This is a genomic window from Microbacterium sp. K36 (genome assembly GCF_004794355.1).
GTDB classification, from domain to species: Bacteria; Actinomycetota; Actinomycetes; order Actinomycetales; family Microbacteriaceae; genus Microbacterium; species Microbacterium paraoxydans_D.
In genome coordinates, this window is the sequence record NZ_SSDN01000092.1 from 32,752 (window position 1) to 57,311 (window position 24,560).

Annotated in this window: 28 protein-coding genes; 14 read left to right on the forward strand and 14 right to left on the reverse strand. The window is 70.2% G+C overall.

Going from position 1 to position 24,560, the window contains the following annotated elements; translation table 11 throughout:
* Window positions 1-10 precede the first annotated feature (10 nt).
* Window positions 11-1,195 (reverse strand): glycogen synthase, encoded by a 1,185-nt coding sequence (gene glgA / locus DW296_RS12345; RefSeq protein ID WP_085607679.1) that lies wholly within the window; start codon window positions 1,193-1,195, stop codon window positions 11-13.
* A 69-nt stretch (window positions 1,196-1,264) separates the two neighbouring features.
* Here glgA and DW296_RS12350 point away from each other — a divergent pair, with 69 nt between their 5' ends.
* Genes DW296_RS12350 through DW296_RS12360 form a run of 3 tightly spaced genes read left to right on the forward strand, consistent with a single transcriptional unit; the run spans window position 1,265 to window position 3,924 of the window.
* On the forward strand, window positions 1,265-2,506 hold the full coding sequence (locus DW296_RS12350) for a glucose-1-phosphate adenylyltransferase (protein WP_060921847.1): 1,242 nt from the start codon (window positions 1,265-1,267) through the stop codon (window positions 2,504-2,506).
* A gap of 48 nt (window positions 2,507-2,554) precedes the next feature.
* A complete protein-coding gene (gene serB, locus DW296_RS12355; protein WP_136052472.1) occupies window positions 2,555-3,190 on the forward strand; it encodes a phosphoserine phosphatase SerB in 636 nt (211 codons plus the stop codon).
* Between the two features lie 38 nt (window positions 3,191-3,228).
* Window positions 3,229-3,924 carry an alpha/beta fold hydrolase gene (locus DW296_RS12360; RefSeq protein ID WP_136052473.1) on the forward strand — a complete coding sequence of 232 codons (696 nt, stop codon included), beginning with the start codon at window positions 3,229-3,231 and terminating at the stop codon, window positions 3,922-3,924.
* Window positions 3,925-3,939: 15 nt separating this feature from the next.
* On the opposite strand, the gene fabG is transcribed toward DW296_RS12360, so the two are convergent.
* A complete protein-coding gene (gene fabG, locus DW296_RS12365) occupies window positions 3,940-4,650 on the reverse strand; it encodes a beta-ketoacyl-ACP reductase (RefSeq protein ID WP_136052474.1) in 711 nt (236 codons plus the stop codon).
* Window positions 4,651-4,790: 140 nt separating this feature from the next.
* Between fabG and DW296_RS12370 the strand changes: the two genes are divergently transcribed.
* The 4 genes from DW296_RS12370 to DW296_RS12385 are packed head-to-tail and all read left to right on the forward strand — an operon-like array spanning window position 4,791 to window position 6,691.
* On the forward strand, window positions 4,791-5,294 hold the full coding sequence (locus tag DW296_RS12370) for a DUF4190 domain-containing protein (RefSeq protein ID WP_240743082.1): 504 nt from the start codon (window positions 4,791-4,793) through the stop codon (window positions 5,292-5,294).
* A 52-nt stretch (window positions 5,295-5,346) separates the two neighbouring features.
* Window positions 5,347-5,691 carry a DUF3099 domain-containing protein gene (locus tag DW296_RS12375; RefSeq protein WP_083391784.1) on the forward strand — a complete coding sequence of 115 codons (345 nt, stop codon included), beginning with the start codon at window positions 5,347-5,349 and terminating at the stop codon, window positions 5,689-5,691.
* Window positions 5,688-5,885, forward strand: a complete 198-nt coding sequence (locus DW296_RS12380; protein ID WP_060921850.1) for a hypothetical protein — start codon at window positions 5,688-5,690, stop codon at window positions 5,883-5,885. Before DW296_RS12375 ends, DW296_RS12380 begins: the two co-directional genes overlap by 4 nt.
* Window positions 5,882-6,691, forward strand: a complete 810-nt coding sequence (locus DW296_RS12385; RefSeq protein ID WP_136052475.1) for an SURF1 family cytochrome oxidase biogenesis protein — start codon at window positions 5,882-5,884, stop codon at window positions 6,689-6,691. The genes DW296_RS12380 and DW296_RS12385 overlap by 4 nt, the downstream gene beginning before the upstream one ends.
* A 176-nt stretch (window positions 6,692-6,867) precedes the next feature.
* Here DW296_RS12385 and DW296_RS12390 read toward each other — a convergent pair whose 3' ends face one another.
* Together DW296_RS12390 and DW296_RS12395 are read right to left on the reverse strand one after the other, a co-directional pair.
* Window positions 6,868-7,461, reverse strand: a complete 594-nt coding sequence (locus DW296_RS12390) for a pyridoxamine 5'-phosphate oxidase family protein (RefSeq protein WP_136052476.1) — start codon at window positions 7,459-7,461, stop codon at window positions 6,868-6,870.
* A 22-nt stretch (window positions 7,462-7,483) separates the two neighbouring features.
* The gene (locus DW296_RS12395; RefSeq protein ID WP_060921888.1) at window positions 7,484-9,082 is read right to left on the reverse strand and encodes an ABC-F family ATP-binding cassette domain-containing protein; all 1,599 of its coding nucleotides are present in this window, start codon (window positions 9,080-9,082) and stop codon (window positions 7,484-7,486) included.
* Window positions 9,083-9,213: 131 nt separating this feature from the next.
* On the opposite strand from DW296_RS12395, the gene DW296_RS12400 reads away from it, so the two are divergent.
* The 4 genes from DW296_RS12400 to DW296_RS12415 all read left to right on the forward strand — a co-directional run bounded on the left by DW296_RS12400 (window position 9,214) and on the right by DW296_RS12415 (window position 13,216).
* Complete coding sequence (locus DW296_RS12400; protein WP_240743083.1) at window positions 9,214-9,867, forward strand: DedA family protein; 654 nt, start codon at window positions 9,214-9,216, stop codon at window positions 9,865-9,867.
* A 5-nt stretch (window positions 9,868-9,872) separates the two neighbouring features.
* Window positions 9,873-11,141, forward strand: a complete 1,269-nt coding sequence (locus DW296_RS12405) for a sensor histidine kinase (protein WP_136052477.1) — start codon at window positions 9,873-9,875, stop codon at window positions 11,139-11,141.
* A complete protein-coding gene (locus DW296_RS12410) occupies window positions 11,138-11,809 on the forward strand; it encodes a response regulator (RefSeq protein ID WP_062634324.1) in 672 nt (223 codons plus the stop codon). Before DW296_RS12405 ends, DW296_RS12410 begins: the two co-directional genes overlap by 4 nt.
* A 96-nt stretch (window positions 11,810-11,905) precedes the next feature.
* Window positions 11,906-13,216 (forward strand): acyltransferase family protein, encoded by a 1,311-nt coding sequence (locus DW296_RS12415; protein WP_136052478.1) that lies wholly within the window; start codon window positions 11,906-11,908, stop codon window positions 13,214-13,216.
* A gap of 3 nt (window positions 13,217-13,219) precedes the next feature.
* Here the strand turns inward: DW296_RS12415 and DW296_RS12420 are convergent, their stop codons facing one another.
* Both DW296_RS12420 and DW296_RS12425 read right to left on the reverse strand, forming a co-directional pair.
* Entirely contained in the window at window positions 13,220-13,813 is a 594-nt protein-coding gene (locus DW296_RS12420) for an energy-coupling factor transporter transmembrane component T (protein ID WP_136052479.1), read from the reverse strand.
* Window positions 13,810-14,523, reverse strand: a complete 714-nt coding sequence (locus DW296_RS12425; RefSeq protein ID WP_136052480.1) for an energy-coupling factor ABC transporter ATP-binding protein — start codon at window positions 14,521-14,523, stop codon at window positions 13,810-13,812. Before DW296_RS12425 ends, DW296_RS12420 begins: the two co-directional genes overlap by 4 nt.
* A gap of 50 nt (window positions 14,524-14,573) precedes the next feature.
* Between DW296_RS12425 and DW296_RS12430 the strand changes: the two genes are divergently transcribed.
* Window positions 14,574-15,158 (forward strand): TetR family transcriptional regulator, encoded by a 585-nt coding sequence (locus tag DW296_RS12430; protein WP_136052481.1) that lies wholly within the window; start codon window positions 14,574-14,576, stop codon window positions 15,156-15,158.
* Here the strand turns inward: DW296_RS12430 and DW296_RS12435 are convergent.
* From DW296_RS12435 to sufB, 7 genes are all read right to left on the reverse strand, one after another.
* Window positions 15,121-16,491 (reverse strand): MFS transporter, encoded by a 1,371-nt coding sequence (locus tag DW296_RS12435; protein WP_136052482.1) that lies wholly within the window; start codon window positions 16,489-16,491, stop codon window positions 15,121-15,123. The two genes, DW296_RS12430 and DW296_RS12435, sit on opposite strands and share 38 nt — an antisense overlap.
* Window positions 16,488-17,642: a MalY/PatB family protein gene (locus tag DW296_RS12440; RefSeq protein ID WP_136052483.1), complete on the reverse strand. Its 1,155-nt coding sequence runs from the start codon at window positions 17,640-17,642 to the stop codon at window positions 16,488-16,490. The genes DW296_RS12435 and DW296_RS12440 overlap by 4 nt, the downstream gene beginning before the upstream one ends.
* 93 nt (window positions 17,643-17,735) lie before the next feature.
* A complete protein-coding gene (locus tag DW296_RS12445; RefSeq protein WP_017202280.1) occupies window positions 17,736-18,065 on the reverse strand; it encodes a metal-sulfur cluster assembly factor in 330 nt (109 codons plus the stop codon).
* A gap of 9 nt (window positions 18,066-18,074) precedes the next feature.
* Window positions 18,075-18,845, reverse strand: a complete 771-nt coding sequence (gene sufC / locus DW296_RS12450; RefSeq protein WP_025103648.1) for a Fe-S cluster assembly ATPase SufC — start codon at window positions 18,843-18,845, stop codon at window positions 18,075-18,077.
* A gap of 3 nt (window positions 18,846-18,848) precedes the next feature.
* Window positions 18,849-19,175, reverse strand: a complete 327-nt coding sequence (locus DW296_RS12455) for a non-heme iron oxygenase ferredoxin subunit (RefSeq protein ID WP_136052484.1) — start codon at window positions 19,173-19,175, stop codon at window positions 18,849-18,851.
* The gene (gene sufD / locus DW296_RS12460) at window positions 19,172-20,377 is read right to left on the reverse strand and encodes a Fe-S cluster assembly protein SufD (RefSeq protein ID WP_136052485.1); all 1,206 of its coding nucleotides are present in this window, start codon (window positions 20,375-20,377) and stop codon (window positions 19,172-19,174) included. The genes DW296_RS12455 and sufD overlap by 4 nt, the downstream gene beginning before the upstream one ends.
* A complete protein-coding gene (gene sufB, locus DW296_RS12465) occupies window positions 20,378-21,796 on the reverse strand; it encodes a Fe-S cluster assembly protein SufB (RefSeq protein WP_136052486.1) in 1,419 nt (472 codons plus the stop codon).
* A 232-nt stretch (window positions 21,797-22,028) separates the two neighbouring features.
* Here sufB and DW296_RS12470 point away from each other — a divergent pair, with 232 nt between their 5' ends.
* Window positions 22,029-23,150 carry a COX15/CtaA family protein gene (locus DW296_RS12470; protein ID WP_136052487.1) on the forward strand — a complete coding sequence of 374 codons (1,122 nt, stop codon included), beginning with the start codon at window positions 22,029-22,031 and terminating at the stop codon, window positions 23,148-23,150.
* Between the two features lie 68 nt (window positions 23,151-23,218).
* Window positions 23,219-23,704 (forward strand): hypothetical protein, encoded by a 486-nt coding sequence (locus tag DW296_RS16665; protein ID WP_240743084.1) that lies wholly within the window; start codon window positions 23,219-23,221, stop codon window positions 23,702-23,704.
* Here DW296_RS16665 and DW296_RS12480 read toward each other — a convergent pair.
* The gene (locus DW296_RS12480; protein WP_029989291.1) at window positions 23,650-24,555 is read right to left on the reverse strand and encodes a heme o synthase; all 906 of its coding nucleotides are present in this window, start codon (window positions 24,553-24,555) and stop codon (window positions 23,650-23,652) included. The genes DW296_RS16665 and DW296_RS12480 overlap by 55 nt on opposite strands.
* Window positions 24,556-24,560 lie beyond the last annotated feature (5 nt).

The window sequence follows — 24,560 nt, forward strand, 5'->3', positions numbered from 1 at the left end:
GCCTATCGGCTCAGGCGGACAGCTCTGCGTAGAGCGCGCGGGTCTCGTCGGCGATCGCGCCCCAGCTGAACTGCGTGCGGGCCCGCTCCCGACCGGCCTCCCCGTACTCCCGCGCCCGCGCCGGATCCGTGGCGACCTCGGTGAGGACTGCCGCGAGATCGGCGACGAAGCGGTCGGGGTCGGTCGGTGTGCCCGTGCCGTCCTGCACCTGCTCGATGGGGACCAGCCGGCCCGTCACGCCGTCGTCGACGACCTCGGGGATGCCGCCGGTCGCCGTTCCCACGACGGCCGCTCCGCACGCCATGGCCTCGAGGTTCACGATCCCGAGCGGCTCGTAGACGGAGGGGCAGACGAAGGTGGTCGCCGCGGCCAGGATCGCCGACAGCTCGTCCCGCGGCAGCATCCGCTCGATCCACACCACGCCCTCTCGGGTCTGCTGCAGCAGCCGCACCCCCTCCTGGACCTCCGCCATGATCTCCGGCGTGTCCGGAGCACCGGCGCAGAGGATGAGCTGGACCTCGGGCGGCAGCAGCCGTGCCGCCTGCAGAAGGTAGGGCAGCCCCTTCTGCCGTGTGATGCGTCCGACGAAGACGACCGAGGGGCGGTCGGGATCCATACCGATCGAGGAGAGGAAGGCCGGATCCTGCACCGGACGCCAGCGCTCCACATCGATCCCGTTGTGGATCACCCGGACCCGCGCGGGGTCGACCTGCGGATAGCTGCGGAGGATGTCCGCGCGCATGCCGGCGCTCACGGCGATCACCGCGGCGGCGTTCTCGTAGGCGAGCTTCTCGATGCCGCTCGACACGGCGTAGCCGCCCCCGAGCTGCTCGGCCTTCCACGGCCGCAGCGGCTCGAGGCTGTGCGCCGTGAGCACGTGCGGGATCCCATGGAGCTGGGAGGCGAGGTGTCCGGCGAAGTTGGCGTACCAGGTATGGCTGTGCACGACGTCGGCGCCCGCGATGGCCGACACGATCTCCAGGTCCGTTCCGAGCGTCTGCAGCGCCGGGTTGGCGGCGGAGAGGCTCTCGGGAGCGCGGTAGGCGAAGGTGCCCTCCTCGTCGCGCGGCGCGCCGAACGCTCGCACCGTCACATCGATGTCCCGACGCAGTGCGGAGACGAGTTCGGCGACGTGCACACCCGCGCCTCCGTAGATCTCCGGCGGATACTCCTTGGTGATCATCTCGACTCGCATGCCTAGACGCTATCGAGCGGGTTGTCCAGATGCTAGTTCCCCGCGCCGAACGGGATCTATGGTGGACCCATGTCCGCTCCAAAGAAGGTCTTCGGGATCATCCTCGCCGGCGGCGAGGGCAAGCGACTCATGCCGCTGACGGCCGACCGCGCAAAACCCGCCGTCCCGTTCGGCGGCCAGTACCGCCTGATCGACTTCGCCATCTCGAACCTCATCAACTCCGGGCTGAGACAGATCGTCGTGCTCACGCAGTACAAGTCGCACAGCCTCGACCGGCACATCTCCCAGACCTGGCGCATGTCGGCCCTGCTCGATTCGTATGTGACCTCGGTCCCGGCCCAGCAGCGCCTGGGCAAGCGCTGGTTCTCCGGCTCCGCGGACGCGATCCTGCAGAGCATGAACCTGATCAACGACGAGAAGCCCGACATCGTCGTCGTCATCGGCGCCGACCACGTCTATCGGATGGACTTCCGCCAGATGCTCGAGGCGCACATCGAGTCCGGGGCGAAGGCGACGGTGGCGGGCATCCGTCAGCCGCTCGCCCTGGCGTCCCAGTTCGGGGTCATCGACGCCGATCCGGAATCCGGACGGATCCGGCAGTTCCTGGAGAAGCCGACCGACGCCACGGGTCTCGCGGACTCCCCGCACGAGGTCCTGGCCTCGATGGGCAACTACATCTTCGACACCGACGCCCTGATCGCAGCCGTCGAGGCCGACGGCGAGCTGCCCACGTCGAGCCACGACATGGGCGGCGACATCGTCCCGTACTTCGTCGACCGCGGCGAGGCCGGCTATTACGACATGAAGCAGAACGAGGTCCCTGGATCGTCGCCGCGCGACCGCTCCTACTGGCGCGACGTGGGGACGATCGACTCGTTCTTCGACGCGCACCGGGACCTGATCTCGACGCTTCCGATCTTCAACCTCTACAACATGGAGTGGCCGATCCACTCGCAGGCGGTCAACTCCCCGCCGGCGAAGTTCGTCCGCGACTCGGTGGGGCGGATCGGCAACGCCATCGACTCGATCGTGTCGCTGGGATCGGTGCTGTCCGGCACACACCTCGAACGCAGCGTCGTGGGTCCGTGGACGCTCGCCGGCGGCGGCTCGACCATCACGGACTCCGTGGTGTTCGATCACGTGCACGTCGGACAGGGTGCCCGCGTGCACCGCGCGATCCTCGACAAGAACGTGGTCCTCGCCGACGGCGCGACGGTCGGAGTCGACCGCGAACGGGATCTCGCCCGCGGCTTCACGGTCACGGAGTCGGGGATCACGGTCGTCGGCAAGGGCGTGTTCATCGAACGCTGACGTGTCATGCGGCACGGGCTCCGGTCCCCCGGTCGCTAGGCTCGGTGGGTGACCACCGCGCGATTCCTCGTCGTCCTCGATGCCGATTCCACGCTCATCCGGAACGAGGTGATCGAGCTGATCGCGGACGAGGCCGGCCGCCGCGCGGAGGTGCAGGCGGCCACCGAAGCGGCGATGCGCGGGGAGATCGACTTCGCGACCAGCCTCCGCTCCCGGGTGGCGGCCCTCGCGGGCGTTCCCGTCGAGGCCTTCGCCCGGGTCCGCTCCCGGATCGAGCCGACGCCGGGGGTCCGCGACCTCACCGCCGCCGTGCACGCACGCGGAGGGGTGGTCGGCGTGGTCTCGGGCGGGTTCCACGAGATCCTCGACGGCGTCGCACCGGGGCTCGGCGTGGACCGGTGGCGGGCGAACCGCCTCGAGGTCGCCGACGGCGCGCTCACTGGCCGGGTGGACGGTGACATCGTCGACGGCGCGGCCAAGGCCTTCTGGCTGCGCACCTGGGCGGAGGAGCTCGGCGTGGCGCCGCACGCGACTATCGCGATCGGAGACGGCGCCAACGATCTTCCGATGATGGCGGTCGCCGGCCTGGGGCTCGCCTTCAACGCCAAGCCCGCCGTCCGCGAGTCCGCGAGCCTGGTCATCGGACCGGTCGACCTCGGTACGGTCATCCCCCTGCTCCCCTGAGCCTGGCCGATGTCCGGGGCCGGGTCTACGGTCGGGTCATGGACATCATCCTCATCCCCGGCCTCTGGCTCGACGCGACCAGCTGGGAGACCGTAGTCCCCGCGCTGGAGCGAGCCGGTCATCGAACACTGCCGCTGACCATGCCCGGACTCGACGCGTCTGCGGAGCCAGCGGCGGGTATCGGTATCGACGACTGGGTCGCCGCCGCGGTCGCCGCCGTCGATGCCGCGGAGGGCGATGTGGTGGTCGTCGGGCACAGTGGCGGAGGCAATGTCGCCTGGGGAGTCGCCGACGCACGACCTGACCGCGTGGCCAGGGTGGTCTTCGTCGACACCGTGCCCCCACCCCCGGGCTCGGGCATCAGCGAGTTCCCGGTGCAGGACGGCGTCGTCCCGTTCCCGGGCTGGGACTTCTTCCCCGACGAGGACGTGCACGATCTGGACGACGAGACCCGCGCGAGGACCGGCCCGCTCACCCACAGCGTGCCCGCGCGGGTGCCGACGGACGAACTCGCACTGAACGACCCGGCGCGGTACCGCATCCCGGTCACCCTGCTGATGGGAGGTCTGGATCAGGACGCCTTCGACGCGGTGATCAGCCAGTGGGGTCCGTACGCAGAGGAGTATCGGGCGATCGACGATTCCGAGGTCGTCCGGATCGGCTCCGCACACTGGCCCCAGTTCTCGGCGCCCGAGCGTCTCGCGGAGCTCCTCGTGCGCGCGATCGATCGCTGACGGGAAGAGCCGGGGTCAGTGCCCCATGCCGAGACCGCCGTCGACCGGGATGACGGCGCCCGAGATGTAGCCGGCGTCGTCGCTCGCCAGCCAGGTCACGACACCCGCGACCTCATCCGGCATCGCGAAACGCCCGGCGGGGATGTTCGCCTTGTACTGCTTCTGCGTCTCCTCAGGGAGTTCCGCCGTCATGTCGGTCTCGATGAAGCCCGGGGCCACCACGTTGGCCGTGATGCCGCGTCCGCCGAGCTCACGCGTGAGCGAGCGGGCGAAACCGACCAGCGCGCTCTTGGAGGCGGCGTAGTTCGTCTGCCCCGCGGAGCCGTAGAGGCCCACGACGCTGGAGATGAGGATGACTCGTCCGAACCGCGCTCGCAGCATCCCCTTCGAGGCCCGCTTGACGACGCGGAAGGTGCCGCCGAGGTTCGTCGCCACGACGCTGTCGAAGTCGTCCTCGCTCATGCGCATGAGCAGGGTGTCCTTGGTGATGCCGGCGTTGGCGACGACGATCTCCACCGGGCCGAGCTGCTGCTCCACCTCGGTGAAGGCCGCGTCGAGAGCGGCCGCGTCTGTGACGTCGGCGCGCACTGTCAGGGTGCCGTCCGGGCCCTCGCCGCTGCGCGCGGTCACCGCCACCCGGTATCCCTCGCGTACGAAGCGCTCCGCGATGGCGCGGCCGATGCCGCGGTTGCCTCCGGTGACGAGGACGACGCGCTCCGCGCTCATGGGACACTCCTGGGTCTGGGGTCGAGGGCCGGGAATCCGAACCGTGATCGATCCTAGCGACGTTGCCCTCTCGCCTTCGCGACGGCCGTTTGACAGACGCGGGACGTGCTGGGACTCTGAGGGCGACGAAAGGCATCAGAGTGAGCGATCCCCGTATCTCCGGTCCGTCGGGTGAGCAGCCCCCGGCCCTCCCGCCGGCCGCCGGCTCCTCGCCTGCGTACCCGGGATTCCCGCAGACGCCCCCGGCGCACACCGCACCGCAGCCGTACGCGGCTCCTCAGCCGTACGCGCCTCCTCAGCAGTACGCGGCCCCTCAGCAGTATGCGGCCCCTCAGCACTACGCGGCAGCGCCCGCCCGCCCGACCAGCGGTCTCGCCGTCGCCGCGCTCGTCTGCGGTATCGCGGGTGTGGTGCTGTTCTGGGCCCTCCTGCCGATGCTCGCATCCATCGCCGCCGTGATCACCGGCCATATGGCCCTCGCGCAGATCCGTCGCACCCCGGGCCTCGGTGGGCGCGGCATGGCGATCGCCGGGCTCGTCATGGGGTATCTCATGATCGGCGTCCTCGTCTTCACGATCGTCTCGACGATCATCGGCCTGGTCGTGTTCGGCGCCTTCACCCTGCCTTTCGTCTTCGCGAGCTGACACTCCGCACCCGCATGCCGATGTCGCTGCGGCGGCGTAGGCTGGAATCATCGTGAAGAACGCACGTCGAGTCCCGGCCGTCACCTCACTGCCGCAGTCCCCGCGGGATGAGGGTGACCACCGTGTGCGCCGATACGCCCTCACGATGACGATCCGCATCGTCTGCTTCGGGTTGATGTTCTTCGTGCAGCCCTTCGGCTGGTGGACATGGGTCTTCGCGCTGGCCGCCGCCGTCCTCCCGTACATCGCGGTGGTCTTCGCCAACGCCGGAAGCGACAGCACGGAGACCGCGGCCGAGTCGCCGTTGCGCGAGATCGACGCGCCGCCCGCACCGTCGCTCGCTCCGGAGACCGCCCCCGACGTCATCACCATCCGTGAAGGCCGCACGGACCGATGAGCGAGCTCATCTGCTCGCGCGCCGGATGCCGGAGCGCGGCCACGAAGCAGGTCGTCTGGCGCAACCCGCGCATCCACGCCGCCGACCGCGAGAAGATCTGGCTGGCGTGCGATGAGCACGTCGGCTTCCTCCACGACTACCTGGCCGCGCGGGACTTCCCGGTGACGGTTCGAGACGGGGTGCCCTCCTCATGAGCAACCGCCTGACCCGCTGGGGCGTGTACGTCCTCATCGCCATCGGATTCGCGATCGCCTGCGTCTTCCTGTCGAACTGGCAGTTCGAGCGGAACGAGTCCAGGGCCGAGCAGATCGCGCTCGTGGAGCAGAACTACGATGCGCCGGCCGTCCCCCTCGCCGACGTGGTCGCCGGCGACGAGCTCGACGCCGCAGACGAATGGCGCCCCGTCACGCTGCAGGGCGAGTACCTCACCGACGAGCAGCTCCTGGTCCGGAACCGTCCGCACGGAGGCACGAGCGCGTTCGAGGTGCTGGTCCCGTTCCGGGACGCAGACGGCCGCGTCCTCATCGTCGACCGCGGCTGGGTGCCCCCGGGCGAGGGGCAGCTCCCGGACGCCGTTCCGTCCCCGCCGTCCGGCGAGGTCACGGTGACCGTCCGCCTGCGTCCCGGCGAGCCGCTTCCCGGGTCCGGACGCGGGGCTCCGGAGGGCCAGGTGCCCACGATCCACCTCCCGTCCATCGCCGACCTCGTCGGGGACGACGTGATCACCGGAACGTACGGACGCCTGGTCGAGGAGCAGCCCGCCGCCGACACGGCGCTGGGTGGTTTCGAGTCTCCGACCGACGACCCGGGGCCGCACCTGTCCTATGCGATCCAGTGGATCCTGTTCGCCATCATGGGCTTCATCTTCATCGGGTACATCATCCGCACGGAGATCGTGAAGCACCGCGAAGAGGTCGAGGGGAAGCCGGCACCGGTGAAGGCGCCGAAGCGCCGCGACCGCGACGCGGACGCCGAGGACGAACTGCTAGACGCGCGCTGACGCACCCGCCGAGCGTCACGCGACCGCGAGAATGCGCCAAACGCTGCGCTGCCCGGCACCCTTTCGATCCCGGACACGGCAACCATGCCGATGCAGGATCGGAAACGGGCCCTTCGGACCGTCGGCAAGCACCATTTCGATCCCGCCTGCGGGATGCCTCCGGTCGTTCCGGATCTCTAGCGCTCTCGAGCAGAGCCCGTGACGGTATGCCGCCATCCGCGGCCGACGACGTCGTAGACGATCCGGGTGTGGGTCCGGTCGGACGCCCCCTGCCAGAACTCGACCCGCGTCGGAACCACCCGCCACAGCACCCAGTCTCCCGGCCCGAGACCGGCACGTGCGCTCGCGGAGCGGGCCGCGAGGTCGGCGGCGCTCTCGGCCGCCGATGCCTCGTGCACGGTTCCCCGTACGCGCACGGCACGCCGCTGCGGCTGCCACCAGAAGTTCAGGGCCGCAGAGGGATGCGCGTCGAGCTGCGCGGCCTTCCCGGAGGACCGCGCCCCGGCGAACGCCCAGCCGCGGGCGTCGACGTCCTTGAGGATCAGCGTGCGCGCGTCGGGCATGCCGTCCGCGTCCACCGTCGCCAGTGTCGCGGCGTGAGGTTCGGCGACGCCGGCCGCGGCCGCCGCACGGACCCAGTCCTGGAAGAGCAGCACGGGATCATCGGGGAGATCCGCGAGGCGCAGCGGCGGTGCGACGCCGGTGAGGGTGGGCAGAGCCCGCAGCCACGTCGCGAGTTCCGAGGGAGGAAGGATCGGGTGCTCCGCCATCCTCCGACTATGCCACGATCCGCTACGCGAGCTCGATGAGGTCCTGGTACTCCTGGCTCCAGATGTCCTCGACGCCGTCGGGCAGGATGAGGACACGCTCGGGGTTCAGCGACTGCACCGCTCCGGGGTCGTGCGACACGAGCACCACCGCGCCCTCGTAGTGGGCCAGTGCCCCGAGGATCTCCTCGCGGGATGCCGGATCGAGGTTGTTCGTGGGCTCGTCGAGCAGGAGCAGATTCGCCGACGACACGACGAGCGTCGCCAGCGACAGCCGGGTCTTCTCGCCACCGGACAGCACGCCCGCCGGCTTGAGGACGTCGTCGCCGGTGAACAGGAAGGAGCCGAGGACCTTGCGGGCCTCCGTCTCCGTGATGTGCGGGGCCGCCGACACCATGTTCTCCAGGACCGAGCGGCTGACGTCGAGGTTCTCGTGCTCCTGCGCGTAGTACCCGACCTTGAGGCCGTGTCCGGGCTCGAGCTGACCGGTGTCCGGCTGGTCGACACCCGCGAGCATGCGTAGCAGCGTCGTCTTGCCCGCACCGTTCAGTCCGAGCACGACGACCTTGGAGCCGCGGTCGATCGCGAGGTCGACGTCGGTGAAGATCTCCAGCGAGCCGTACGACTTCGACAGCCCGGAGGCCATGAGCGGGGTCTTGCCACAGGGGGCGGGCTTCGGGAACCGCAGCTTCGCGACGCGGTCCTCCTGACGCACGTCCTCCAACCCGGAGAGGAGCTTCTCGGCGCGCGCGAGCATCTGGTGCGCTGCTGCCGCCTTCGACGCCTTCGCCCCGAAGCGCGCCGCCTGCTGCTGCAGGGTCGTCGCCTTCTTCTCGGCGTTGGCCCGCTCCTTCTTGCGACGCTCCTCGTCCGCAGCGCGCTGCCGCAGATAGTTCTTCCAGTTCATGTTGTAGATGTCGATGACCTGGCGGTTGGCGTCGAGGTAGAACACCCGGTTGACGGTCTCGCCCACGAGCTCGACATCGTGGCTGATGACGATCAGCCCGCCCTTGTAGTTCTTGAGGAACTCGCGCAGCCACACCACGCTGTCCGCGTCGAGGTGGTTGGTCGGCTCATCGAGGATCATCGTCTGCGCGTCGGAGAAGAGGATGCGCGCGAGCTCGATGCGACGACGCTGGCCTCCGGAGAGGGTCGACAGCGGCTGGTCGAGGATGCGGTCCGGCAGCGAGAGGTTGTGCGCGATCGACGCGGCCTCGGCCTCGGCCGCGTAGCCGCCCTGCGCCTCGAACTTCTCGGTGAGCGCGGCGTAGCGCTTCATCGCCTTGGCAGCGACCGCGGGGTCGTCGGACCCCATCGCGAGCGAGGCCTCCGTCATGCCGAGGTTGAGCTGACCGAGGCCGCGGGCGTCGAGGATCCGGGTACGAGCGAGGTCTTCCGGATTGCCCGAACGGGGGTCCTGCGGCAGGTAGCCGAGCTCGCCGGACCGGGTGACGGTGCCACCCGAGGGCAGCACGTCGCCGGCGAGCACCTTGGTGAGCGTGGTCTTGCCCGCACCGTTGCGTCCGACGAGGCCGATCTTGTCGCCGTCGGACACACGGAACGAGACGTTCTCCATCAGCAGGCGCGCGCCAACGCGGATCTCGAGGTCGTGCACGGCAAGCACAGCGGACGTCCGTTCGTTCGGGAGGAGGGTGATGGCCGACCGGCCAGCCAACCAGTATATGCCGCCGTGCCTGTGGCGACGCCCGGCACGGATATCCCTCTCCAGGGTGACCGAGGCGATACCCCGGAGTGATGCCCCTCTCCCCACCCGCTGCTTACGGTGCCGGAGTGGACATCCTCAACGACCTCATCCTGCAGGCGATCGCCTCCCCCTGGCTGTACGCCGTGCTGTTCGCGGTGACCGTGATCGACGGGTTCTTCCCGCCGGTCCCGAGCGAGACGGTCCTCGTCGCCGCGGCGGCGGTGGCCGCGTCCACCGGTGACGGCGACATCGTGCTGCTGGGTGCCGTCGCCGCCCTGGGCGCCGCGATCGGCGACAACATCGCGTTCCTCATCGGGCGCCGACTGGGCACGACGAGGTTCGCCTGGATGCGGCGCTCCCGCGTCGCCGCGGCGTTCGCCTACGCGCAGCGTGCGCTCGACCGGCGCAGTGCCACGCTGATCCTCGGCGCCCGCTACATCCCGATCGGACGCGTCGCGGTGAACATGTCCGCCGGAGCGCTCGGGTTCCCCTGGCGGCGGTTCCTCCCGCTGAGCCTCATCGCCGGTGTGAGCTGGAGCGTGTTCAGCCTCGCGATCGGGCTGCTCGCCGGCGCCTGGCTGCACGACCAGCCCGTGCTCAGCGCCGCGATCGGCATCGTCGTCGCGTTGCTCGTCGGTGTGATCATCGACCGGATCGCGGCGCTCCGCCGACGCCGTACGCCGGTCGCGCACCTGGCAGGATGAGACGCATGGCACGCCGCCGAGAGCGCACCCCGCGCCCGCCACGGATGAGCCGTCGCACCGGCGCCCTCGTGGCGCTGACTGCGGCGGTCGTCGTGCTGTATGCGCTCCTCGTCTCCCTGCAGACGGTGCTCTCCGGCACGCCGCTGCCCCTGTCCTTCCTGCTCGGCGCCGCCGTGTGCGGCGCTCCCCTCCTCGTCCCCTCCCGGCCGCGGACGGCGATCGTCGTCTTCGCCGCCGGCGCCTTCCTGCTTCCGCTCCTCGTCGAGCCGGCGCGCGCGATCCACTCCCCCTGGCCCTGGTCGGTACCGGCGCTCCTGGCCTTCGTCCTCCTCGTGGGCGTGATGTCCTTCGTGCAGGGAGCCCGCCTCGGAGGCCTCACCCTCGTGATCGGCGCACTGACCTCGCTGACGGCGCCGCTGCTGCGCCCGGACATGGTCGCGACGCCGGCGAGCTCCGGCAGCGCCACCGCCAATCTCATCGTGACGACCTCGGTCGCTGCCGCGATGCTGCTCATCGCCGTCCTCGTCGCCGGTCGCGTGCGTGTCGCGGCGGAGCTCACGAGGGAGAAGGAGCACAGCGCGCTGGAGGAATCCCGGCGCGCTCTCGTGGAGGAGCGCACCCGGATCGCCAGGGAGCTGCACGACGTCGTGGCGCACAGCATGTCGGTGATCCAGGTGCAGGCGTCGACCGCGCGCTACCGGATCACAGGCCTCGATGCCGACGCCGCCGCCGAGTTCGACGACATCGCCGCCACCGCCCGGACCTCGCTCACCGAGATGCGGCGCATGCTGGGGGTGCTCCGCACGGAGGACCAGCATGCCGAGCTCGCACCGCAGCAGGGACTGGACGATGTCCCGGCCCTCGTCGACACGATCCGCCGGGCCGGGGTGGAGGTCGGCCTCGTGCTGGAGGGGATGGAAGCGGCCTCCGCGGCCGGACCCGGCGTGCAGATCGCCGCCTTCCGCATCGTGCAGGAGGCGCTGAGCAACGCCGTCCGCCACGCGCCCGGTGCCCGCGTCACCGTCCGGCTCCATGCCGACGCCGACAGCCTGCACATCCGGGTGCACAACGCCACGCCCCCGCAGCCGACCGAGAGCCCCTCCGGCGGCTACGGCCTCCGGGGAATGCGCGAGCGCGCAGAGCTGCTCGGCGGGAGTCTCGCCGCCGGGCCGTCCGACGACGGCGGCTGGACGGTCGAGGCCGCCCTGCCGTTGTCCACGACGACGGCACCACCCACCCCGACCGCCTCGGCGGAAGACAAGGAGAACCCGTGACGATCAGCGTGCTCATCGCCGACGACCAGGCGATGGTCCGCGCCGGTTTCGCCGCCCTGCTCGACGCGCACGAGGGGATCCGCGTGGTGGGCCAGGCGGCCGACGGCGCGGAGGCCGTGACGCTCGCCGCGCGACTCGATCCCGACGTCATCCTCATGGACGTCCGCATGCCGGAGCTCGACGGCATCGAGGCCACCCGCCGCATCCTCGGCCCGTCTTACCCGGCCGCGCACGTGCCACGGATCCTCATGCTCACCACGTTCGACATCGACGACTACGTCTACGACGCCCTCGCCGCCGGGGCCAGTGGCTTCCTCCTCAAAGACGCTCTGCCGGAGGAGCTGGTCCATGCGGTCCGCGTGGTGGCCGGTGGCGATGCGCTCCTCGCCCCCAGCGTGACCCGGCGCATGATCGAGCAGTTCGCCGGACGGCGGCCGGCGTCGCGCCGGTCCGCGACGGCTCTCGCCGATCTCACCGACCGCGAACGAGAGGTCCTCGTCCTCATCGGAAAGGGCCGGTCGAACACCGAGATCGCCGGCGACCTGTTCATCGCCGAGCAGACCGTGAAGACCCACGTCGGCAAGGTGCTCGCGAAGCTCGGCCTCCGGGACCGCGTGCACGCCGTCATCCTCGCCTACGACACCGGCCTGGTCGAGCCGTCCGCCTGAGTCACCCCTGCGTAGGGGGCAGGACAGCACCACGGAGTGATGTCCCGCCCACCACCGCCTCCATAGCCTCCGAGGACACCGTTCCCAGGAGGACTCATGGTCATCGCCGCGGCTCCGCGCCTCAGCACCCCCGCTCCCGTTCCATCCGCCCTCGCCGGGCATCGCGACACCGGAATCGACTTCGTGCGCGCGCTGTGCGTGCTCGGCGTCGTCCTGCTGCACGCGATCATGGTCGGGGTCACCGTGTCGGAGACCGGGCCGGTGTTCGAGAACGCGAGCGACGGCACGGGCTGGATCGCGCCGCTGAGCTGGGTGCTGCAGGTGATGCCGCTCTTCTTCGTGATCGGAGGGTTCTCGGGCCTCCTCGCGTACCGCCGCCTCCGCGCCCGCGGCGGGAGCCCGACCGCCTTCGTGGCCGGTCGGGTGCACCGGCTCCTGCGCCCGGCCCTGTTCACGGTCGGCGCGGTCGGGGTCGCGCTCGCGGTGCTCACCGTCGTCGGCGTCGCGCCGGATCTCATCGCCGTCGCGGGCTTCCGATACGGACAGCCCCTGTGGTTCCTGGGGGTCTTCCTGCTGTGTCAGGCGCTGCTCCCCGCGTTCGTCGCCCTGCACGACCGCGCGCCCCTGCGCACGATCGCCCTCCTCGCGGGTGCGTCCGTGGCGGTCGATGTCCTGCGGGCCACGACCGGGAACGACGCCGTGGGGTTCCTCAACCTCGCCTTCGTGTGGTTGACGATGCAGCAGCTCGGATTCCTCCTCGCCGACGGTCGCGTGGACGCCCTGCGTCGCCGCACCCGCGTCGTGATCGGCGCCGGCTCCCTCGCCCTCCTGGTCGCCCTCTTCCTCGTCGGCGTGTACTCCCCCGACCTCATCGCCAACATCAACCCGCCGACGTCCGCCCTGCTGCTGGTCGGGCTGATCCACACGACCCTGTTCTCCCTCCATCGCGCGCGCATCGGGCGCTTCAGTCGTCGCATCCCGGTAGCCGCGTTCACCGCTTTCGTCACCCGGCGGACGATGACGATCTACCTCTGGCACATGCCAGTGCTCCTGGGGATGGCCGGAGCGACGGCCCTGGTCGCCGTGCTCGGCGACGTGGCCCTTCCCGCCCTTGACAGTGCGGAGTGGTGGGCCGCCCGGCCGCTGTGGCTCCTGACGGCCGTCGTCCTCACCGCGGTGCTCGCGGTGCGCGTCGACCGGTTCGAGAACCACCCCTCGCCGGAGCCGACGGCGTCGCACCGCCGCCTGGCGCTGGGCACGCTGCTGGGTCTCGGCGGAGTGGTGCTGCTCCTGGTTCTCGGCACGACGGTCGCCACCGCCGCGCTCGCCGTCCTGCTCCTGGTCGCGGCGCTGCGGCTGGCGCGCCGCCCCGGCAGTGCCGTCCCCGGCACCACCGTCGTGGCGTGACCGTCAGCCGACCCCGCGGGCTGCGAGGGCGTCGCCGACCTGATCCGCGTGGCGCAGCGTCAGCACGAGCAGCGGCACGACGCCGCGCACACCCAGGCGCACTCCTCGTGCGCGCTCCGCGTCCCGCACCCGCTGCGCGAATCCGGCGACGACGGGCACCATGGTCAACGTCAGAGACACCGCCATCGACACCGCCTCGGGATCCATCCCGACGCGGCGCACGGGACGCAGGAGGCGCTGCAGCAAGGCCAGGAGATCGGACATGCGCGTGGTCAGGGTGAGGAGCGCGGCGAGCAGCAGCAATGCCGCGACCCTCCCGGTGCTCACCCAGGCGGCGACGGGAGACACGAAGACGGCGAGGGCGACCGCGAGCACGACGAGGACCGCACGCAGCCGCCACAGCTCGGTCCCGGCGGCGGAGAGCGGCACACCCGCGATCGGGTACAGCGCGATCACGGCCACGAGGCAGACAGCGATGCTGATCGGCCCTTGCGGCACCATCGTCAGCGCGAGCGCCGCGACGGCGAGCCCGGCGAGCTTCGGACCGGCGGGCACCCGATGCAGCAGTCCCGCACCGACCGGGGACGGCAGGATCATGCGCACAGCCGCCGGTAGCGCGCGACGACCGCGTCGGGATCCCCCTGATCGATGACGCGTCCGCCGTCGAAGAGGATGGCCGTGTCACAGCGGGCGGCGAGCTCGAGATCGTGGGTGACGACGAGCACCTGCGCCTCCTGCGACAGGAGGAGGTCTCCGATCCGCCGCGCGTTGCGCAGGTCGAGGAGCGTCGTCGGCTCATCCGCCACGATCAGCGCCGGCTCGGCGAGGAGCACCGCGGCGAGGGCCAGCATCTGCTTCTGGCCTCCCGAGAGCGACGACGCCGGGACGTCGGCGTGGCCCCCGAGACCGTGCCGGTCCAGCGTCTCCTGCACCCGGCGGGCGATCTCGTCACGGGGCCGCCCTCGGAGGGACAGGGCGAGGTCCTCGGCCGGGGTCGGCATCAGGATCTGGGCATCCGGATCGGTGAAGACGAAGCCCACCCGGCGGCGGACCGCAGTCCGCTCTCGGAGCACGTCGAGGCCGTGGACGGTGACCGTCCCCGTGGTCGGCGTCACGAGGCCGTTCAGCAGCCGGGCGAACGTCGACTTCCCCGAACCGTTCGCTCCGATCACGGCGATGCGCGGTGCGGTGAGCTCCAGCGTCACGTCGTCGAGGAGCACGCGGTCGTCGATGGTCACGCCCACGCCGTCGAGACGCAGCGTCCCCGGCTCCGCGATCGTGGTCGCTTCCCGCTCCCGCCAGCGCATGCATCCTCCTGAACACCGTTCACCTGAACGCCGTTCACTATAGTGGGGGTATGAGTCCCGAGACGAATCCCGCCCGTCATGATCGGGAGAGCGTCGCACGGACCGCCCTCGCCCTTCTCGACGAGGTGGGGTTGGCCGATCTCTCCATGCGCCGCATCGCGGCCCGGCTCGACGTGCAGCCGAGCGCTCTCTACTGGCACGTGGCGAACAAGCAGGAGCTCCTCGCCGACCTCGCCGATCGGATCACCGCGACCGTCCCGGACGGAGCGGAGGGAGTGCTCGCGACCGCCCGTGCGCTCCGCGACGCCCTCTTCGCCTACCGGGACGGCGCCGAACTCGTCCTCAGTACGTACGCGCTCCAACTCGGCTCCGCGCATGCCCGTGACGCCCTGGTCGCCGCGCTCCGCACCGAGGGGGCTGCCGACGCCGAGGACCGCGGGGCGGCTCTCCTGCACTTCGTGCTCGGCCACGCGACCCTCGTCCAGCAGCGGATGCACGCCGACAGCCACGGCGCTCTGCCGGCATCCGGCGAGGTCGACGTCACCGCGGGCCTGGACCGGGTGTTCGACCTCGGCGTCGTCGCTCTGGCCGGCGAGCTCAGCGCGCCGGTGACTCCGCGGCGTGCCCGAGCCTGAGCCCGGGGATCACCGCGAGCAGCACCAGCGCGGTGCCGAGGACGAAGACGACCGCGAACGCGTCCGCGCCGCCACCGAGAGACGCCACGGCCAGCCCGGCGAGGGCGATCGCCACCGCCGAGCCCGTGGCATCCGAGATCGAGAGCGCCGAGGAGTTGAACCCTTGGTTCGTCTCATCCGAGTAGGCGAGGGTCAGCACGGTGAGCCGCGGGTACAGCAGCCCCATGCCGCCCCCGGCGAACGCCCACCCGATGATCACGAGAACCGGGGAGACGTCGAACGCCGCCGCAGCCAGGACGCAGAGCATCGCCACCAGCAGTGCCCCCAGGCTGAGGGCCGTGATGCGGTGATTGCCCAGCCGCTCGCCATAGCGACCCTGCGCGGCGGAGGCCCCGGCCCAGGCGAAGGCCGCCAGCATCAGGGCGATCCCGGCCCAGGTGGCCGAGAAGTCGAACTTCCGCATCAGCAGGTACGGGATATAGGCCTCGGCGGCGAAGAACGCCCCGGCTGCGATCCCGCGCATGAGCACGACGCTCGGGAGCCCGGCGCCCGCGCGAAGCGTCCGCCGTGGCAGGAGGGGCAGCACGGCCACGCCGATCGCGAGCATGGCGCCCAGAGCCACCGGCCAGCCGATCCCCGGCTCCAGCTCGGCGGACAGTCCGATCGCCACCGCGAGCACCGCCACGACGACGGCCAGCGAGAGGCGCGAGAGCAGCGCACGCCGGTCCTGCGGCTCGCCGCGGCCGAGATCGACGCCCCGCAGTCGGATCGCGATCATCACGAACGCGATCGCGGTCAGGACCGCCACGCCGAGGAACGCCCACCGCCAATCGAGGTACTCCGCCACCGCTCCCGCGAGGAAGGGTCCGATCATCGACGGGACCACCCAGGCGGCGGCGAACGCCGCGAACACCCGCCCGTGCAGGTGCGGCGGATACAGCCGCGCGACCACGACGTACAGGGCGACCGTCTGGCCACCCGCGCCCAGCCCCTGCACCAGCCGTCCGATCAGGAACTGGGGCATCGTCGTCGCGAACCCGGAGATCAGCAGGCCCAGGATGAAGAGGGTGACCGCGGCGTACAGCGCGCCGCGCGGACCACGCGCGTCCGACCAGGCACCGGTGGCGACCATCCCGATCACGCTGGTCGCGAGCGTGCCCGCGAAGGCGACGGCGTACAGAGACTGGCCGTCCAGCGCATCGCTGACGATCGGCATGACCGTCGTCACCGCGAGGGCCTCGATCGCGGCGAGGAAGATCAGGGCGACAGCACCCAGAGTCACCCAGACCCGGCTGCGGTCCCAGATCGTGGCGGTGGGCTCCGCCGCCGTCATCGCTCGACGAGCGCGGCGATGCGCTCGATCGCCTCGGTGAGGATCTCGGGGCTGGTGCCGAAGTTGAGCCGCACGTGTCCGGCCCCTTCCTCCCCGAAGGCCGGGCCGAAGTGCAGCGCGACCTTCGCCTCGCGGAGGATCTTCCGGGCGGGGTTGTCGCCCCAGCCGAGGGCGGAGAGGTCGATCCACGCGAGGTATCCCGCGTCCGGAATGCGGTAGCGGGCGGCGGGCAGGTGGCGCGCGAGGAGGTCCTCCAGCAGCACGCGGTTCTCGTCGAGGCTGCGCAGGAGGCCGTCGAGCCACGCGTCGCTCTCCTCCGAGAACGCGGCGACGGCCGCGAGCAGACCGAACTGGCCCGTCCGCCACTCCACCTCGACCGGGAGATCGCGGACGACCGCGGACGTCTCGTCCGCGGCGGTCACCATGAGCGCGCACTTCAGTCCCGCGAGGTTGAAGGCCTTGCTCGCGCTGACGACGGCGTAGCCGACCCGGGCGGCCGCGTCGCTCGCGGCAAGGAAGGGCGTGAATCCCGTGCCCGGCTGGGCGAGCGGCGCATGGATCTCGTCCGAGACGATGGTCGCGCCGAACTCCTCGGCCAGTTCCGCCAACGCGGACAGCGCCTCCCGATCGTGCACGGTGCCGGTGGGGTTGTGCGGGTTGCAGAGGAGCATGGCCGTCGCACCGTCCTCGAACGCGGCGCGGATCCCGTCGAGGTCGAGCTCCCACCGCGCCCCCGTGTCGCGCAGCGGGACGCGCTGCACCTCAGCACCGGCCTCGGCGACGAGGTCGTAGAAAGGCGGGTAGACCGGAGGCGTCACGACGACGCGCTCCCCCGGCTGCGTGACGCGGCGGAGGACCTCGACGATGCCCATGCTCACGTCCGCGGTGCTGCGCATCCGCGCCGGGTCGGGACGCCAGCCGAAGCGGCGCTCCGCGAAACCCGCGTACGCCGCCGCCAGCGGCGTCCGCGAGGCGATGTACCCGGTGTCCCCCAGATCCAGCGCCCGCTGCAGTGCGGCGGTGATCGCCGGGGCGAGCGGGAAGTCCATCTCCGCGACGAAGAGGGGCAGCACGTCTTCGGGATACTCCCGCCACTTCTCGCTGGTCCGCTCGCGCAGCTCCGACAGCGACAGGGCCTTCACCGACAGCATTCGTCCTCCGATTCTCTCCGCGCCGATGCGGAGACGTCGAAGCGGGCGTGCCCGGCACGCCCGCTTCGTCTGGTGGTCAGGTGACCGGAACGCTCAGATCGCGAAACCGAGCGCACGCATCATGTCGCGCCCGTCGTCCGTGATCCGCTCGGGCCCCCACGGCGGCATCCACACCCAGTTGATGCGGAAGCGGTCCACGACGTTGTCCAGGGCCTGCGCCGTCTGGTCTTCGAGGACGTCCGTGAGCGGGCAGCCCGCACTGGTCAGCGTCATGTGGATGACGAGAGCGTCGTTCTCGTCATCCCAGGCGAGGTCGTAGATGAGTCCGAGGTCGACGACGTTGATCCCGAGCTCAGGATCCATCACGTCCTTGAGAGCCTCGGTGACCGCGTCGTACTTCTCGTCCGTCAGGGTCGCTGTCATGCGATCAGCCTACGCCTCGATGGGAGCGGAGGGGTCGAGGAACCGGTCGTAGCCCTCGTTCTCCAGACGGTCGGCGAGCTCGGGGCCGCCCTCCTCGACGATCTTGCCCGCGACGACCACGTGCACGTAGTCGGGGCGGATGTAGCGGAGGATCCGGGTGTAGTGCGTGATGAGCAGCACACCGAGGCCGGTGGACTCCTTCGCACGGTTGACGCCCTCAGAGACGATCTTCAGCGCGTCCACGTCGAGGCCGGAGTCGGTCTCGTCGAGCACGGCGAACTTCGGCTTGAGCACCTCGAGCTGGAGGATCTCGTGGCGCTTCTTCTCGCCGCCCGAGAAGCCCTCGTTGACGTTGCGCTGCGCGAACTTCGGGTCCATGCGGAGGTTGGCCATGGACTCCTTGACGTCCTTGGTCCACTGCCGGATCGACGGCGCCTCGCCGTCGAGCGCGGTCTTCGCCGTGCGCAGGAAGTTCGTCACCGTCACGCCGGGGATCTCGACCGGGTACTGCATGGCGAGGAACAGACCGGCGCGGGCGCGCTCGTCGACGCTCATCGCCAGGACGTCCTCACCGTCGAAGGTGATGGAGCCGGAGGTGACCGTGTACTTCGGGTGGCCGGCGATCGTGTAGGCCAGGGTGGACTTGCCGGAGCCGTTGGGGCCCATGATGGCGTGGGTCTCACCGGTGTTCATGGTGAGGGTGATTCCGTTGAGGATCGGGGTGGTCCCCGCCTCGGTCTCGACCGTCACATGCAGGTCGCGGATCTCGAGAACAGACATTCTTCAGACTTCCTTCGTCACAGCGGGATCGATGAGCACGTCGTCGCCGTCGATCTCGACGACGTAGACCGGGACGGGCTCATATGCGGGGAGGTTCTGGGGCTTGCCGGTGATCAGGGAGAACGCGGAGCCATGGGCCCAGCACTCCACCGTGTCACCTTCCACGAAGCCCTCGGACAGCGAGATGTCGCCGTGGGTGCAGGTGTCGCCGATGGCGTGGATGACGCCGTCGCCGTCCTTGATGACCGTGATCGGCACACCGTCGGGCTCGACGCGCAGCGGCGTGTCCTGCTCCAGCTCGGAGACGCCGCAGACGCGCTGCGCGGTCACGCGTCCACCTCGGCGAGCTCGGCCTCGATGGCGGCCAGCAGCTCCGACTCCAGGTCGGGGATGCCGAGGCGCAGCACGATGTCGGTGAGGAAGCCGAGCACCACCAGTCGGCGGGCCTCGTCCTCCGGGATGCCGCGGGCCTGGAGATAGAAGAGCTGCTCGTCGTCGAAGCGGCCGGTGGCACTCGCGTGCCCGGCGCCGACGATGTCGCCCGTCTCGATCTCGAGGTTCGGGATGGAGTCGGCGCGCGCGCCCTCCGTGAGCACCAGGTTGCGGTTGGCCTCGTAGGAGTCGGTGCCGGTGGCGTCCGCCCCGATCAGCACGTCGCCGATCCACACGCTGTGGGCGCTCTCGCCCTGCAGCGCGCCCTTGTAGAGCACGTCGCCGGTCGTGTGCGGGCCCTTGTGGTGCAGGTACACCTGGCTCTCCAGGTGCTGACCGGAGTCGGCGTAGGACAGCCCGTAGAGGTAGCCCTCGGAGCCGGCACCGGCGAGCTCGACGCTCGGGTTCACGCGCACCACGCCGCCGCCGAAGCTCACCACGAAGTGCTTGAGGGTGGCGTCGGCCGCGACCCGCGCCTGGTGGGCGGCCGCGTGCACGGCGTCGTCGTCCCACTGCTGCACGGAGACGACGGTGAGCTTCGCCCCGTCACGGACGATGATCTCCACGTTCTGGGCGTACTGCGCCGAGCCCTTGTGCTGCAGCACCACCGTGGCGGCGCTGTGCTCGAGGGCCTCGATCACGATGTGGGCGTCCGCCCGGCGGTCGGCTCCGGTGCCCGTGAGCGACAGGAAGATCGGCGATGCGACCTCCTCCTCGCGCGGGATGCGGATGTGCAGGGCCTCGGAGGCACCTTGCCACGCCACGGCGGCGGTGATGTCCTCGGCGAGGAAGACCTCGCCGCGCGGAGCGGTTCCCGCCGGGAGCGGCGCGGCGACGTACTGCTCGCCGGACGTGAAGGAGTACTGCACGCCCTCGTCGCCCTCGGCCGTGCGGAACAGCGGCGTGAGCGCGGCCACCGGCGTGTGCTTCCAGTTCACCTCGCGGCCGGTCGGCGTGCCGAAGTCGTCCGGGTCGAACGAGTGCGGACGCTCGGAGCGGGTCTGCACCGGGACGAATCCGGCGTCCGCCACCTGAGCGGCCGGGTCGATGTGCGCGTTCGTGTGCTGCGCCTCGCTGGGCGCTGTCGTCGAGGCCGCCATTTAGCCGACCGATCCTTCCATGCCCATCTCGATGAGCTTGTTCAGTTCCATCGCGTACTCCATCGGCAGCTCGCGCGCGATCGGCTCGATGAAGCCGCGCACGATCATCGCCATCGCCTCGTCCTCTGGCATGCCGCGGGACTGCAGGTAGAAGAGCTGCTCCTCGCTGACCTTGGAGACCGTGGCCTCGTGCCCGAGCTGCACGTCGTCGACACGGATGTCGATCGCCGGGTAGGTGTCGGAACGGGACTTCGTGTCCACAAGGAGGGCGTCGCAGCGGACGGTGTTCGCCGAGTGATGGGCGGCGGCGTCGACACGCACCTCGCCGCGGTAGCCGGCACGGCCACCGCCGCGGGCGATCGACTTCGAGACGATCGACGACTGCGTGTACGGCGCCATGTGGATCATCTTCGCGCCGGCGTCCTGGTGCTGGCCGGGTCCGGCGAAGGCGACGGAGAGGGTCTCGCCCTTGGCGTGCTCGCCCATCAGGTAGATCGACGGGTACTTCATCGTCACCTTGGAGCCGATGTTGCCGTCGACCCATTCCATGGTCGCGCCCTCGTGCGCCACGGCGCGCTTGGTGACCAGGTTGTAGACGTTGTTCGACCAGTTCTGGATCGTCGTGTAGCGCACGCGGGCGTTCTTCTTCACGATGATCTCCACGACGGCCGAGTGCAGGGAGTCCGACTTGTAGATCGGAGCCGTGCATCCCTCGATGTAGTGGACGTAGCTGTCCTCGTCGGCGATGATCAGGGTCCGCTCGAACTGGCCCATGTTCTCGGTGTTGATGCGGAAGTAGGCCTGCAGCGGGATCTCGACGTGCACGCCCTTGGGGACGTAGACGAACGAGCCGCCCGACCAGACGGCGGTGTTCAGCGCGGCGAACTTGTTGTCGCCGGCGGGGATGACCGTGCCGAAGTACTCCTCGAAGAACTCGGGGTGCTCGCGCAGGGCGGTGTCGGTGTCCATGAAGATGACGCCCTGCTGCTCCAGGTCCTCACGGATCTGGTGGTACACGACCTCGGACTCGTACTGCGCAGCAACGCCGGCGACCAGGCGCTGACGCTCGGCCTCGGGGATGCCCAGGCGCTCGTACGTCTCGCGGATCTCCTCGGGGAGGTCTTCCCAGCTCTGCGCCTGCTTCTCGGTGGAGCGGACGAAGTACTTGATGTTGTCGAAGTCGATGTCGCTGAGGTCGGCGCCCCAGGTCGGCATCGGCTTGCGGCCGAAGAGCTGATAGCCCTTGAGACGGGTCTTCAGCATCCATTCCGGCTCGTTCTTGAGGGCCGAGATCCCGCGGACGACCTCTTCGGAGATCCCGCGTTTCGCGACGGCACCCGCGGCATCCTCATCGTGCCAGCCGAATTCGTACACCCCCAGACCATCGAGCTCCGGGCGGTCGATCAGCACATCCGACATGCAACACTCTCCTCACAGGTCCCAAACGGTGTCATCCGCCCCGACACACCTGATCCCCGTCGAGTCTGCGGGAGCGGGTGCCGTTGGTGGGGCCCTCATCACGGGCGCTTCCATCGCGCCTAAACTGTTGACGATGCTTCAGCGCTGTCAGCGCTCATCGCAACAATCCGATTCTACAGGTTCCGCCTGACGGACGGGCCGTGCGCCACGTCTTCGACGGGCCGGAGGACTTATGCCCGAGACGACCATCCCCGCCCCCTCGACGAACAGGGCGACCGCCTCCCCCCGCTCCGCGGTGTGGGGTCGCGCGCTCACCGTCTTCGCGTGGCTGTCGTTCCTCAGCGAGACGATCATCATCGGCACCGGCGGCGCCGTGCGGCTGACCGGCTCCGGCCTCGGCTGCACCGAGTGGCCGCTGTGCACGCCCGAGTCGCTCGTCCCGATCGTCGAGGTGCAGGGCATCCACGGGATGATCGAGTTCGGCAACCGGCTGATGACCGGCGTCGTCGGGATCATCGCGATCGCCGTCGTCCTGCTCGTCCTGCACACCATCAGCGGCCGCCGGGCGCTCATCGACGCCCTGTGGTTCGCCGTCGGCGGTCTCGCCGGCGCGGCCGTCGCCTTCGTCCTGGTCTCGCTCACCGACTTCCCGGCGTTCCCCGTCGCCTCCGCCGTGCTCCTGATCGCGGTGATCGCGGCGGCGGTCCACTCGGTGCGCACGACGCCCGCCCGGCGGGATCTCGTCCTCCTCGCCTGGCTCGTGCTGATCGGCGTCGTCGCGCAGGCCCTGGTCGGCGGCATCACCGTGCTCACCGGCCTGAACCCCTTCATCGTCGGGTTCCACTACACGTCGTCGCTCCTGCTCGTCTGCATCACCGCCGCGTTCCTCGTGCGGCTGGCGACTCCGGAAGGACCGCGCGAGCGGGCCGTCCCCGCCTGGTTCGCGATCGTGACGCACGTCACCGGCCTCGCCCTCGCCGTGACCATCCTGTTCGGTGTGCTGACGACCGGATCGGGCCCGCACTCGGGCGACGCCGACGTGCTGCGCCGCGGCTTCGACGCCACGGTCCTCGCCCACGTCCACTCCTGGCCGGGCTACATCCTGGCCGCACTCGTGCTCTTCCTGACGGTGTCCGCCTGGGTCCTGCACCTCGAGCCCCGCCGGTGGCTGCTCGTGCTCGTCATCGCGATCCTCGTGCAGGTGGCCGTCGGCGTCTGGCAGGCGCGAGAGGGGCTGCCGCCCGTGCTCGTAGGCATCCACATGGTCCTGGCATCGCTGTCGGCCGCGACCTACACGGTCGTCGTGCTGCACCTCAAGCGCACCGCGTCCGTCGTACCCGCCCACGTCGACTGACCTGCCGCACAGACGATCCATAGCGCGCGCACCGGGCGCTCATCACCGCATCGACCATCGTGGTCGACATGAACAAGACACTCACCCGCAGCGCCGGGTTCTGGCTCCTCATCGTCGTCTCCCTCGCCGCGGTCGGGGTCGGCGGCTGGATGATCGCCGGACAGGTCGGCACGATGACCACGACCCTGATGGACGGCACCGCCACCGGTGTCGAGGTGTACGTCGGTCAGTCGCTCGTCGTCGTCGGCGCGGTCGTCCTCGGCGCGGGCCTGGTGGGCCTGCTCCTGTCGCTCGCCCTCGTCGCCGCGCGCACGCTCGTCGCCACCCCCGTCACCGCCGCGCCGGTCGTCGAGCACGAGGCGCCGAGCATCCAGGACGAGACGATCGAGACGGTCTCAGTCCCGCGCGACGAGCCCGCTCTCCGGACCGCCGATGCCGAGTTCGCAGAGCCGCAGGTCGATGCGGAGCCTCAGGCTGACGAGCCCCAGGCCGACGAGGATCAGAAGGGCAGCAGCGGGTCGATCGCCACGGCGACGAACAGCAGCGTCAGGTAAGTGATCGAGGCGTGGAAGACTCGCATCGGCCGCGCCTCAGTCCCCCGCACTGCCTGGTTGTACAGGCGGTGCGACTCATAGATGAACCAGCCGCCGAACACCAGGGCGGAGACGGTGTAGACGAGGCCCATGCCGGCAATCGGCACGAGCAGCAGCGAGCAGGCGACCGTGGCCCACGCGTACAGGATGACCTGCAGGCCGACCTGCGACGCGTTGCGGGTGACGCCGAGCATGGGCACGTCGACATCGTCGTAGTCGTCCTTGTACTTCATGGACAGCGGCCAGTAGTGCGGCGGCGTCCAGAGGAAGACGAGCAGGAAGAGGATGAAGGCCGGCCAGTCGAGCGAACCGGTGACGGCGGACCAGCCGATGAGGACCGGGAAGCACCCCGCGATTCCGCCCCAGATGATGTTCTGCTCGGTGCGGCGCTTGAGGATCATCGTGTAGATCACGACGTAGAAGAAGATCGCGGAGGCCGACAGGATCGCCGTGAGCGGGTTCGTGGTGAACCAGAGCCACACGGTCGACACGATCGCGAGCGTCCACGAGAAGATCAGGGCGCCACGCGGGCTGACCTCGCCGGTCACGAGCGGCCGGTTCTCCGTGCGGTGCATGTGCGCGTCGATGTCGCGGTCGAGGTACATGTTGAACGCGCCCGCCGAACCGGCGCTCATCGATCCGCCGATGACCGTCGCGAGGACCAGCCAGAGATCGGGCAGTCCGCCCTGCGCGAGGAACATGACCGGAACGGTCGAGACGAGGAGGAGTTCGAGGACCCGGGGCTTCGTCAGAGTGACGTAGGCGCTCACCGTGCGACCGATGGACGACTTCCGTACGGTCTGATCAGACATCGTCG

Excerpts from the sequence above, each read along its gene's own strand:
- DW296_RS12400 (WP_240743083.1), top strand. The coding sequence starts at position 9,214 with ATGCCCCTCTCCCCACCCGCTGCTTACGGTGCCGGAGTGGACATCCTC.
- DW296_RS12470 (WP_136052487.1), top strand. The coding sequence starts at position 22,029 with ATGCCCGAGACGACCATCCCCGCCCCCTCGACGAACAGGGCGACCGCC.
- DW296_RS12440 (WP_136052483.1), bottom strand. The coding sequence starts at position 17,642 with ATGCTGTCGGTGAAGGCCCTGTCGCTGTCGGAGCTGCGCGAGCGGACC.
- DW296_RS12430 (WP_136052481.1), top strand. The coding sequence starts at position 14,574 with ATGAGTCCCGAGACGAATCCCGCCCGTCATGATCGGGAGAGCGTCGCA.
- DW296_RS12480 (WP_029989291.1), bottom strand. The coding sequence starts at position 24,555 with ATGTCTGATCAGACCGTACGGAAGTCGTCCATCGGTCGCACGGTGAGC.
- glgA (WP_085607679.1), bottom strand. The coding sequence starts at position 1,195 with ATGCGAGTCGAGATGATCACCAAGGAGTATCCGCCGGAGATCTACGGA.
- DW296_RS12390 (WP_136052476.1), bottom strand. The coding sequence starts at position 7,461 with ATGGCGGAGCACCCGATCCTTCCTCCCTCGGAACTCGCGACGTGGCTG.
- sufB (WP_136052486.1), bottom strand. The coding sequence starts at position 21,796 with ATGTCGGATGTGCTGATCGACCGCCCGGAGCTCGATGGTCTGGGGGTG.
- DW296_RS12350 (WP_060921847.1), top strand. The coding sequence starts at position 1,265 with ATGTCCGCTCCAAAGAAGGTCTTCGGGATCATCCTCGCCGGCGGCGAG.
- DW296_RS12380 (WP_060921850.1), top strand. The coding sequence starts at position 5,688 with ATGAGCGAGCTCATCTGCTCGCGCGCCGGATGCCGGAGCGCGGCCACG.
- DW296_RS12385 (WP_136052475.1), top strand. The coding sequence starts at position 5,882 with ATGAGCAACCGCCTGACCCGCTGGGGCGTGTACGTCCTCATCGCCATC.
- DW296_RS12405 (WP_136052477.1), top strand. The coding sequence starts at position 9,873 with ATGGCACGCCGCCGAGAGCGCACCCCGCGCCCGCCACGGATGAGCCGT.
- DW296_RS12420 (WP_136052479.1), bottom strand. The coding sequence starts at position 13,813 with ATGATCCTGCCGTCCCCGGTCGGTGCGGGACTGCTGCATCGGGTGCCC.
- DW296_RS12415 (WP_136052478.1), top strand. The coding sequence starts at position 11,906 with ATGGTCATCGCCGCGGCTCCGCGCCTCAGCACCCCCGCTCCCGTTCCA.
- sufC (WP_025103648.1), bottom strand. The coding sequence starts at position 18,845 with ATGTCTGTTCTCGAGATCCGCGACCTGCATGTGACGGTCGAGACCGAG.
- DW296_RS12360 (WP_136052473.1), top strand. The coding sequence starts at position 3,229 with ATGGACATCATCCTCATCCCCGGCCTCTGGCTCGACGCGACCAGCTGG.
- DW296_RS16665 (WP_240743084.1), top strand. The coding sequence starts at position 23,219 with ATGAACAAGACACTCACCCGCAGCGCCGGGTTCTGGCTCCTCATCGTC.
- DW296_RS12445 (WP_017202280.1), bottom strand. The coding sequence starts at position 18,065 with ATGACAGCGACCCTGACGGACGAGAAGTACGACGCGGTCACCGAGGCT.
- fabG (WP_136052474.1), bottom strand. The coding sequence starts at position 4,650 with ATGAGCGCGGAGCGCGTCGTCCTCGTCACCGGAGGCAACCGCGGCATC.
- DW296_RS12435 (WP_136052482.1), bottom strand. The coding sequence starts at position 16,491 with ATGACGGCGGCGGAGCCCACCGCCACGATCTGGGACCGCAGCCGGGTC.
- DW296_RS12425 (WP_136052480.1), bottom strand. The coding sequence starts at position 14,523 with ATGCGCTGGCGGGAGCGGGAAGCGACCACGATCGCGGAGCCGGGGACG.
- sufD (WP_136052485.1), bottom strand. The coding sequence starts at position 20,377 with ATGGCGGCCTCGACGACAGCGCCCAGCGAGGCGCAGCACACGAACGCG.